This is a genomic window from Pseudomonas avellanae BPIC 631, from assembly GCF_000444135.1.
In the GTDB taxonomy this organism is placed as follows: domain Bacteria; phylum Pseudomonadota; class Gammaproteobacteria; order Pseudomonadales; family Pseudomonadaceae; genus Aquipseudomonas; species Aquipseudomonas avellanae.
The window spans coordinates 18,841-28,028 of the sequence record NZ_ATDK01000328.1 but is presented as its reverse complement, the minus strand read 5'-3'; the positions used below and the strand labels follow the sequence as shown (position 1 = coordinate 28,028).

The 9,188-nt window shown below is 58.0% G+C and carries 8 protein-coding genes; 6 read left to right on the top strand and 2 right to left on the bottom strand.

Annotation, left to right across the window (positions count from 1 at the left end; all coding sequences use genetic code 11):
- Positions 1 to 563 precede the first annotated feature (563 nt).
- The 6 genes from fadB (at position 564) to DW49_RS0119960 (ending at position 7,915) form a co-directional block, all read left to right on the top strand.
- Complete coding sequence (gene fadB / locus DW49_RS0119985; protein ID WP_005619263.1) at positions 564 to 2,729, top strand: fatty acid oxidation complex subunit alpha FadB; 2,166 nt, start codon at positions 564 to 566, stop codon at positions 2,727 to 2,729.
- Between the two features lie 4 nt (positions 2,730 to 2,733).
- Positions 2,734 to 3,909 (top strand): acetyl-CoA C-acyltransferase FadA, encoded by a 1,176-nt coding sequence (gene fadA, locus DW49_RS0119980; protein WP_005738756.1) that lies wholly within the window; start codon positions 2,734 to 2,736, stop codon positions 3,907 to 3,909.
- A gap of 104 nt (positions 3,910 to 4,013) precedes the next feature.
- The gene (locus tag DW49_RS0119975) at positions 4,014 to 4,250 is read left to right on the top strand and encodes a DUF1653 domain-containing protein (RefSeq protein ID WP_005619260.1); all 237 of its coding nucleotides are present in this window, start codon (positions 4,014 to 4,016) and stop codon (positions 4,248 to 4,250) included.
- A gap of 113 nt (positions 4,251 to 4,363) precedes the next feature.
- Positions 4,364 to 6,973 (top strand): type I DNA topoisomerase, encoded by a 2,610-nt coding sequence (gene topA, locus DW49_RS0119970; RefSeq protein ID WP_005619258.1) that lies wholly within the window; start codon positions 4,364 to 4,366, stop codon positions 6,971 to 6,973.
- Positions 6,974 to 7,095: 122 nt separating this feature from the next.
- Positions 7,096 to 7,617 carry a DUF6586 family protein gene (locus tag DW49_RS0119965; protein ID WP_005619256.1) on the top strand — a complete coding sequence of 174 codons (522 nt, stop codon included), beginning with the start codon at positions 7,096 to 7,098 and terminating at the stop codon, positions 7,615 to 7,617.
- Positions 7,618 to 7,681: 64 nt separating this feature from the next.
- Positions 7,682 to 7,915, top strand: a complete 234-nt coding sequence (locus DW49_RS0119960) for a hypothetical protein (RefSeq protein ID WP_003315798.1) — start codon at positions 7,682 to 7,684, stop codon at positions 7,913 to 7,915.
- Between the two features lie 54 nt (positions 7,916 to 7,969).
- Here the strand turns inward: DW49_RS0119960 and sulA are convergent, their stop codons facing one another.
- Both sulA and lexA read right to left on the bottom strand, forming a co-directional pair.
- The gene (sulA, locus tag DW49_RS0119955; RefSeq protein WP_005619253.1) at positions 7,970 to 8,440 is read right to left on the bottom strand and encodes an SOS-induced cell division inhibitor SulA; all 471 of its coding nucleotides are present in this window, start codon (positions 8,438 to 8,440) and stop codon (positions 7,970 to 7,972) included.
- A 9-nt stretch (positions 8,441 to 8,449) separates the two neighbouring features.
- Positions 8,450 to 9,058: a transcriptional repressor LexA gene (lexA, locus tag DW49_RS0119950; RefSeq protein ID WP_005619251.1), complete on the bottom strand. Its 609-nt coding sequence runs from the start codon at positions 9,056 to 9,058 to the stop codon at positions 8,450 to 8,452.
- Positions 9,059 to 9,188: the final 130 nt, after the last annotated feature.

Genomic DNA, 9,188 nt, shown 5'->3' with positions numbered 1-9,188 from the left:
AGTGTCAGGGCGAAGGAACCCGACGAAGTCGGGCCGGAAACGGAGCTGGGACTTTGCCTACTTTGGTCCCTCAAAGTAGGGCGCCGTAAGGGCGCAAAGGTGACCTGAGCCGGAAACAGAAACCACTGACATCGCAGAACCGCTGTGCGACGCAGAGCGTCACAAACCGCTTCAGGGCGTCGGCACGATAGTTAAAGTTCGGCGTCATGTCTTAAAGTCAGAACCCAGGCACAGCTATGCACTATCACTCTGGCGAATGATGGAGGATCGCAATCGGTCGTGGGCATTATGGGCTGCTTGAATATTTCGCCAAACCGGCAGTTTTCATGAGTGTTTTGTCGAATTGACAATCTTCCGGTTTTGACTGATGGTGTGCATACCCAAATCAAACGGGCGTATGAAATGAGCGTTTTGTCTTCAGACGGCTCTGACAGAATCCTGACTACCATGTCGCGTCGGGTATACGTGGGATTTGGCATGTTTATCGACGGCGACGTCGTAGCCTCGTCGGGCATCAATGCCCGGCGGGTATTGTTCAGCTTCCATATTGTGGAGATCAGTTGATGATTTACGAAGGTAAAGCCATCACGGTTAAGGCTCTTGAAAGTGGCATCGTCGAATTGAATTTCGACCTCAAGGGTGAGTCCGTCAACAAGTTCAACCGCCTCACCCTCAACGAACTGCGCCAAGCGGTCGACGCCGTCAAGGCCGACGCATCGGTCAAGGGCGTGATCGTCACCAGCGGCAAGGACGTGTTCATCGTCGGTGCCGACATCACCGAGTTCGTCGACAACTTCAAGTTGCCGGAAGCCGAACTGGTCGCGGGCAATCTGGAAGCCAACAGGATTTTCAGCGATTTCGAAGACCTGGGCGTGCCCACCGTTGTCGCCATCAACGGCATTGCGCTGGGCGGCGGTCTGGAAATGTGCCTGGCCGCAGACTATCGAGTCATCTCCAGCAGCGCCCGTGTCGGTCTGCCGGAAGTCAAGCTGGGCCTGTATCCAGGTTTCGGCGGTACCGTACGCCTGCCGCGCATCATCGGCGCCGACAATGCCATCGAATGGATTGCATCGGGCAAGGAAAACTCCGCAGAAGACGCGCTTAAAGTGGGTGTCGTCGATGCAGTAGTGGCTCCCGAGAAGCTTCAGGCTGCCGCGCTTGACCTGATCCAGCGCGCTATTTCCGGCGAGTTCGATTACAAGGCCAAGCGTCAGCCAAAACTGGACAAGCTCAAACTGAACGCCATCGAGCAGATGATGGCATTCGAGACCGCCAAGGGTTTTGTCGCAGGTCAAGCCGGGCCGAATTATCCAGCGCCGGTCGAAGCCATCAAGACCATCCAGAAAGCCGCCAACTTCGGTCGTGACAAGGCACTGGAAATCGAAGCCGCCGGTTTCGTGAAAATGGCCAAGACCTCGGCAGCACAGAGCCTGATCGGCCTGTTCCTGAACGATCAGGAGCTGAAAAAGAAAGCCAAGGGCTACGACGAAGTGGCTCGCGACGTGAAACAGGCCGCCGTGCTGGGTGCCGGGATCATGGGCGGCGGTATTGCCTATCAGTCTGCGGTCAAGGGCACGCCGATCCTGATGAAGGACATCCGCGAAGAAGCCATTCAACTGGGCTTGAACGAAGCCTCCAAGCTACTGGGCGGTCGCCTTGAAAAAGGCCGTCTGACCGCTGCGAAGATGGCAGAAGCGCTAAACGCGATTCGTCCTACGCTGTCCTACGGCGATTTCGGCAATGTCGACCTGGTGGTCGAAGCCGTTGTCGAGAATCCCAAGGTCAAGCCGGCTGTACTCGCTGAAGTCGAAGCCAACGTCGGTGAAAACACCATTCTGGCTTCCAACACGTCGACCATTTCCATCAGCCTTTTGGCGCAAGCCCTCAAGCGCCCGGAAAACTTCGTCGGCATGCATTTCTTCAACCCGGTGCACATGATGCCGCTGGTGGAAGTGATCCGTGGCGAGAAGTCCAGCGAGGAGGCTGTCGCCACCACCGTTGCCTACGCCAAGAAAATGGGCAAGAACCCGATTGTGGTTAATGACTGCCCGGGCTTTCTGGTCAACCGCGTGCTGTTCCCGTACTTCGGCGGTTTCGCCAGGCTGGTCAGCGCAGGCGTGGATTTCGTGCGCATCGACAAGGTCATGGAAAAATTCGGCTGGCCGATGGGCCCTGCCTACCTGATGGACGTTGTCGGCATCGACACCGGCCACCACGGCCGTGACGTGATGGCTGAAGGCTTCCCCGACCGCATGAAAGACGACCGTCGTTCTGCCATTGACGCGCTGTACGAAGCCAATCGTCTGGGCCAGAAGAACGGCAAGGGCTTCTATGTCTATGAGACCGACAAGAAGGGCAAGCCCAAGAAGGTCAACGATCCGGCGGTGCTGGACGTGCTCAAGCCGATTGTCTACGAGCAGCGTGAAGTGAGCGATGAAGACATCATCAACTGGATGATGATCCCGCTGTGCCTGGAAACCGTTCGCTGCCTGGAAGACGGCATCGTCGAAACGGCTGCCGAAGCTGACATGGGCCTGATCTACGGTATTGGTTTCCCTCCATTCCGTGGCGGTGCGCTGCGCTACATCGATTCCATCGGTGTTGCCGAATTCGTTGCCCTGGCTGATCGATATGCCGAGCTGGGTGCCCTGTATCAACCGACCGAGAAGCTGCGTGAGATGGCCGCCAATGGCCAGAGCTTCTTCGGTCAAGCGTCTTCCGAGGTATGAACGTATGAGCCTTAATCCAAGAGACGTCGTGATTGTCGACTTCGGTCGCACACCGATGGGCCGCTCCAAGGGCGGCATGCACCGCAATACCCGTGCTGAAGACATGTCGGCGCACCTGATCAGCAAACTGCTCGAGCGCAACAACAAGGTCGATCCGGCCGAAGTCGAAGACGTGATTTGGGGCTGCGTCAACCAGACCCTGGAGCAGGGCTGGAACATCGCGCGCATGGCGTCGTTGCTGACCCAGATCCCGCACACTTCCGCCGCGCAGACCGTGAGCCGTCTGTGTGGTTCGTCCATGAGCGCGCTGCACACCGCTGCGCAGGCGATCATGACCAACAATGGCGACGTGTTTGTCATCGGTGGCGTGGAGCACATGGGCCACGTCAGCATGATGCACGGCGTGGACCCCAACCCGCACATGTCCCTGCACGCCGCCAAGGCGTCCGGGATGATGGGCCTGACCGCTGAAATGCTCGGCAAGATGCATGGCATTACTCGCGAGCAGCAGGATGCATTCGGTTTACGCTCCCACCAGTTGGCCCACAAGGCCACGCTGGAAGGCAAGTTCAAGGACGAAATCATCCCGATGCAGGGGTACGACGAGAACGGCTTCCTCAAGGTCTTCGACTATGATGAAACCATTCGTCCGGACACCACGCTGGAAAGCCTGGCGGCCTTGAAGCCGGCATTCAATCCAAAAGGCGGTACCGTGACGGCGGGTACTTCTTCGCAGATCACTGATGGCGCGTCGTGCATGATCGTCATGTCGGCCCAGCGCGCCCAGGACCTCGGCATCCAGCCTCTGGCGGTGATTCGCTCAATGGCCGTGGCCGGTGTAGACCCTGCGATCATGGGCTATGGTCCGGTTCCGGCGACGCAAAAAGCGCTCAAGCGCGCTGGCCTGAGTATCAGCGATATCGACTTCTTCGAGCTCAATGAAGCGTTCGCTGCACAGGCCTTGCCGGTGCTGAAAGATTTGAAAGTGCTCGACAAGATGAACGAGAAGGTTAACCTGCACGGCGGCGCCATCGCTCTGGGCCATCCATTTGGGTGTTCCGGTGCGCGCATCTCCGGCACCTTGCTCAATGTCATGAAGCAGAATGGCGGCACCTTTGGCGTGTCTACCATGTGTATCGGTCTGGGTCAGGGCATCGCGACCGTTTTCGAACGCGTCTGATTGCCGAGTGTGATGCGAGCCGGGGCTTGGTGCCCCGGCTTTCGTTTTTTTGAAAAATGGTTTTTTAACCAAATGTTTTGAACGTGTTACAAGAGGACCGCAGCATGCAATTGCAACCAGGGCTCTATCGCCATTACAAAGGCCCGCAGTACCGGGTTTTCAGTGTTGCCAGGCATTCCGAAACCGAAGAAGAAGTCGTGTTCTATCAGGCTCTGTACGGCGATTTCGGCATGTGGGTGCGTCCCTTGAGCATGTTTCTGGAGTCGGTCGAGGTTGACGGCGAGCACGTCCCGCGCTTTGCTCTGATTGAGGCTGAACCCAGCCTGTTTTTCCGAACGTGAGACGGAATGGCACAACAGGCTGTGCTTGACCTCACCTTGTAGCCACTATATATAGCGTGGCCTTTACAAGCTCCTCACTGTCTTTCATCTAGTATTCAGGAATTTTCTGATCCATGGGCAAATCGCTGGTCATCGTGGAATCCCCGGCTAAGGCCAAGACCATCAACAAGTATTTGGGCAACCAGTACGTGGTGAAGTCGAGTATCGGCCATATCCGAGACCTGCCCACCAGCGGTTCGGCTAGTGCTGCCAAAGACCCTGCTGCCAAGCGCGGCAAGGCCGCTGCGGGCGAAGGCCCGGTGCTGACGCCGAAGGAAAAGGCTCAGCGCCAGTTGGTCTCGCGCATGGGCGTCGATCCGGAACACGGCTGGAAAGCCAAATACGAGATCCTTCCCGGCAAGGAGAAGGTCATCGAAGAGCTGCGCAAGCTCGCCAAGGATGCCGACATCATCTATCTCGCGACGGACTTGGACCGCGAAGGGGAAGCCATTGCCTGGCACCTGCGCGAAGCCATCGGCGGGGATGACAGTCGTTACAAACGCGTGGTGTTCAACGAAATCACCAAGAAGGCCATTCAGGAAGCGTTTTCCAGACCGGGTGAGCTGGACATAGCACGAGTCAATGCCCAGCAGGCGCGTCGCTTCCTTGACCGCGTTGTGGGTTACATGGTTTCGCCGCTGTTGTGGCAGAAGGTTGCTCGTGGCCTGTCCGCAGGACGTGTGCAGTCGGTTGCCGTGAAGCTGGTGGTTGAACGCGAACGTGAAATCCGCGCCTTCAACCCCGAAGAATACTGGGAAATCCACGCCGACCTCGGCACCGCCAAAGGCGCAAACGTGCGCTTCGACGTGGCGCGTGAAAAAGGTGAAGCGTTCAAGCCGTTGAACGAAAAGCAGGCGATGGCCGCACTTGAAAAGCTCAAGGCGTCCAGCTATAGCATCGTCAAGCGTGAAGACAAGCCGACCAGCAGCAAGCCGTCGGCACCGTTCATCACCTCGACCCTGCAACAGGCTGCGAGCAATCGTCTGGGTTTCGGCGTGAAGAAAACCATGATGATGGCTCAGCGCCTTTACGAGGCGGGCTACATCACTTACATGCGTACCGACTCCACCAACCTGTCGGCCGATGCCGTCAGCATGGGGCGCGATTACATCGAAACCGAGTTCGGCAAGAAGTATCTGCCGGAAGCGGCGAATGTCTACAGCAGCAAGGAAGGCGCACAAGAGGCTCACGAAGCGATTCGTCCGTCCGACGTCAACACCCATCCTTCGAAGCTGACCGGCATGGAGCGTGATGCAGAGCGCCTCTACGAGCTGATCTGGCGCCAGTTCGTGGCCTGCCAGATGCTTCCTGCGCAGTACCTGTCGACCACCGTCACGGTTGCTGCCGGCGATTTTGAACTGCGTGCCAAGGGCCGCATCCTGAAGTTCGACGGTTATACCCGTGCGTTGCCGCAAATGGCCAAGCCAGGCGATGACGACGTGCTGCCGGACATGGCGCAGGGCGAAGTTCTGAAGCTGAACACGCTGGACCCCAGCCAGCACTTCACCAAGCCGCCGGCGCGTTACTCCGAAGCGAGCCTGGTCAAGGAGATGGAAAAGCGCGGTATCGGTCGCCCGTCGACCTACGCAGCGATCATTTCGACCATTCAGGACCGTGGCTACGTGGCGCTGCATAACCGCCGCTTCTACTCGGAAAAAATGGGCGACATCGTTACCGGGCGTCTGTCCGAGAGCTTTGCCAACCTGATGGACTACGGTTTTACCGCCGGGATGGAAGAAAATCTCGACGACGTGGCCAAGGGGCAGCGCGACTGGAAGAACGTGCTGGACGAGTTCTACGGTGATTTCCGCAAGAAGCTGGAAGTGGCCGAAGCCCCGGACAGCGGCATGCGTGCCAATCAGCCGGTGATGACCGATATTCCATGCAAGGTGTGCGCTCGTCCGATGCAGATCCGTACCGCCTCGACGGGCGTGTTTCTCGGTTGCTCCGGCTACAGCCTGCCACCCAAGGAACGCTGCAAGGCGACTGTCAATCTGACCCCCGGCGATGAAATTGCCGACGATGATGACGAGTCCGAATCGCGGGTTCTGCGCGGCAAGCATCGCTGCCCGATCTGCAGTACGGCGATGGACGCCTACCTGCTGGACGAGAAGCACAAGCTGCACATCTGCGGTAACAACCCCGATTGCACAGGTTACGAGATTGAAGAGGGTACTTACCGGATCAAGGGCTACGAAGGCCCGAGCCTGGAGTGTGACAAGTGCGGCAGCGAGATGCAGCTCAAGACCGGTCGTTTCGGCAAGTTCTTCGGTTGTACCAACGCCGAGTGCAAGAACACGCGCAAGCTGCTGAAAAGTGGCGATGCAGCACCGCCGAAAATGGACCCGGTGAAGATGCCGGAGCTCAAGTGCGACAAGGTTGACGACACCTACATCCTGCGTGACGGCGCTTCGGGTCTGTTCCTGGCTGCCAGCCAGTTCCCGAAAAACCGTGAAACCCGCGCGCCGCTGGTCGCAGAGATTGCGCCGCACAAGGACGAGATCGATCCGAAGTACCACTTCCTCTGCGAAGCGCCGAAGAAGGACCCGGACGGTCGTCCGACGGTGATCCGTTACAGCCGCAAGACCAAAGAGCAGTATGTGCAGACCGAAGTGGAAGGCAAGCCTACCGGCTGGCGCGCGTTCTACGACGGCAGTGCCTGGAAGGTTGAAGACAAGCGTTGATCGCATGTGTCCGGCTCGTGTGAGCCGGACACCGTTTTCAATACTATCGAGCCTGTGCCATCAGGTTGACCTGGTGTTACAGGCTATGCTGGTCTTGTCCCATTGTTATGGAGAGTTTCGTCATGGCTCATGAGCTCTATACCCGTACCAACCAGAAGATCTACTTCACAGGGCTCGCGCTTGAGGCGCTGGGCAGGGCAGAGAAGGGGCAGGCAGTAAATTCCCCGGCACTGTTGCAGGCTGAGCGTGAGTCTGCGCTGTTTCATCTGTACGGCGCGCTGCTGGGCTTGTGTCATGAAATCGCAGGATTCTACCGACTGCCACAGGCCGGTACGCGTCGTGCGGAAGAATTGTTGACTCAGGAAGTGCTGGACGCCATCGCGATTCCCGAAATGGCCGAGCTGGTCGAGCTTGCCCACAATCGTCAGACGTGGCTTGCGCAATTGCTTGCTGCCTATAACGCCTTGTACGACCCGCCGCGCGCGCCGAAAAAGCTCAAGGGTGATGTCACGCAGCCGATGATACTGGCTGTGAACCTGGACGCCGAGACGGAGTCTGAATTGACACGTGAAGAGCTTGAAAGCTGGCGTCAGCAACTGAAAGGGCTGGCGATTCGTTTTCGAGAAGGCCTGAGCGAGTGCTGAAAACCAATGAAGTGCAGGCTGGCAGGCTGTTACAATGCCCGCCTATTGCGGAGTAACTGTACCAATGCCTACCTCTTTTCTGGAAATTGTCGAACTGCCTGACGGGCGCATAGAACTGCGTCGTGCCGATGACGAAGGTTCTCTGGTTACGCTCGATTTCTCTGCGGATGCCAAGGCGTTCATGCAAGGCCAGCACGTTGAAGTCGCCAAAGCCATGTTGAGTGTTGGCGTGCAGATGGCCGGTCGTCTTGCTGAAGGCGAGATCGAAAAGGATGACGTCCCTCACGTTCTGCACTGAGTGCTGAATACTGCCCCGGCAGCATCCACCGGGCAATGTCATTGACCGGGCGTTTCAGCCCAGCCGGATGTTCAGGCTCTGTGCTTCACCGATTCTTGCAGCAGTGATCAGTTGCTGGCGCGCCGATGTGCCAAGTGGATTGATCCAGCTCACCACCGTATGACTACGCCCCAGTCGAAGCGCCTCGCGCGTCAGCTCCAGCACACTTTGCGTGCCGCGTGGCTGCAGCAGCAGGATTCGCTCACGATTCAGCCCCGCCTCGCGCAGCCAGGCTTGGGTCAGGCTGGAGGGGGGCGCGATCAGCGTCAGCCAGCGAGCGTCAGTCTCTTCGCTGAGTTCCCGAAGGATGGGGGCCAGCAGGTTGAGGCAGTTCCAGGCGCCGCCGCGCAAAGACAGTTCACTGAACACTTCCGGCTCGTTGGCCCAGGGTGCTTCTACTGCATTTGTAAGCATCGGGGCGATAGGCTGAGCCAGAAACGCCTCGAACAGTGGCAATTGCGAATGCGGTGCTTGATGGAACTGCATAACGTCTCCTTAGCGGCGAATGACGCCGACGCTCAAACCTTCGATCACCAGTTCCTGATCCTTGAGATCGACCTCGATGGGTGCGAAATCAGGGTTTTCGGCCAGCAGCCAGACCTTGCTGCCTTCACGTTTGAAACGTTTGACGGTGACTTCGTCGCCTATCCGGGCCACCACTATCTGGCCGTTGCGGGCCTCACGGGTGGTATGCACGGCCAGCAGGTCGCCATCCAGAATGCCGACGTCCTTCATGCTCATGCCGTGAACGCGCAACAGGTAGTTGGCGCTGGGGTGGAAGAAGGACGGGTTGATGTTGCAGGACTCTTCGATATGTTGCTGAGCCAGAATCGGTGCGCCGGCTGCAACGCGGCCAATGACCGGCAGGCTGCTTTCAATGGGGCGTGCTTCGAAGCCGGGGATGCGGATGCCGCGTGAAGCGCCGGGCGTCATCTCGATGGCGCCTTTACGGGCCAAGGCCTTCAGGTGCTCTTCCGCTGCGTTGGGTGATTTGAAACCCAGTTCCTGAGCGATTTCCGCACGGGTTGGCGGGAAGCCGTTGTCTTCCAGGCAGCGTTTGATGAAGCCCAGGATTTCAGCCTGGCGTGGCGTCAGTTTGATCATGATGGGCGCTCTGGCTTTTTATACAGTGACTGGGATTATATACAGTGAAAGCGTATTGGCAATCATCCATTTCATTCTCGCCGCCGAGCGGTTGTCGATCATGGCCTGAAACCTTTGCCAGGTAGCTTGT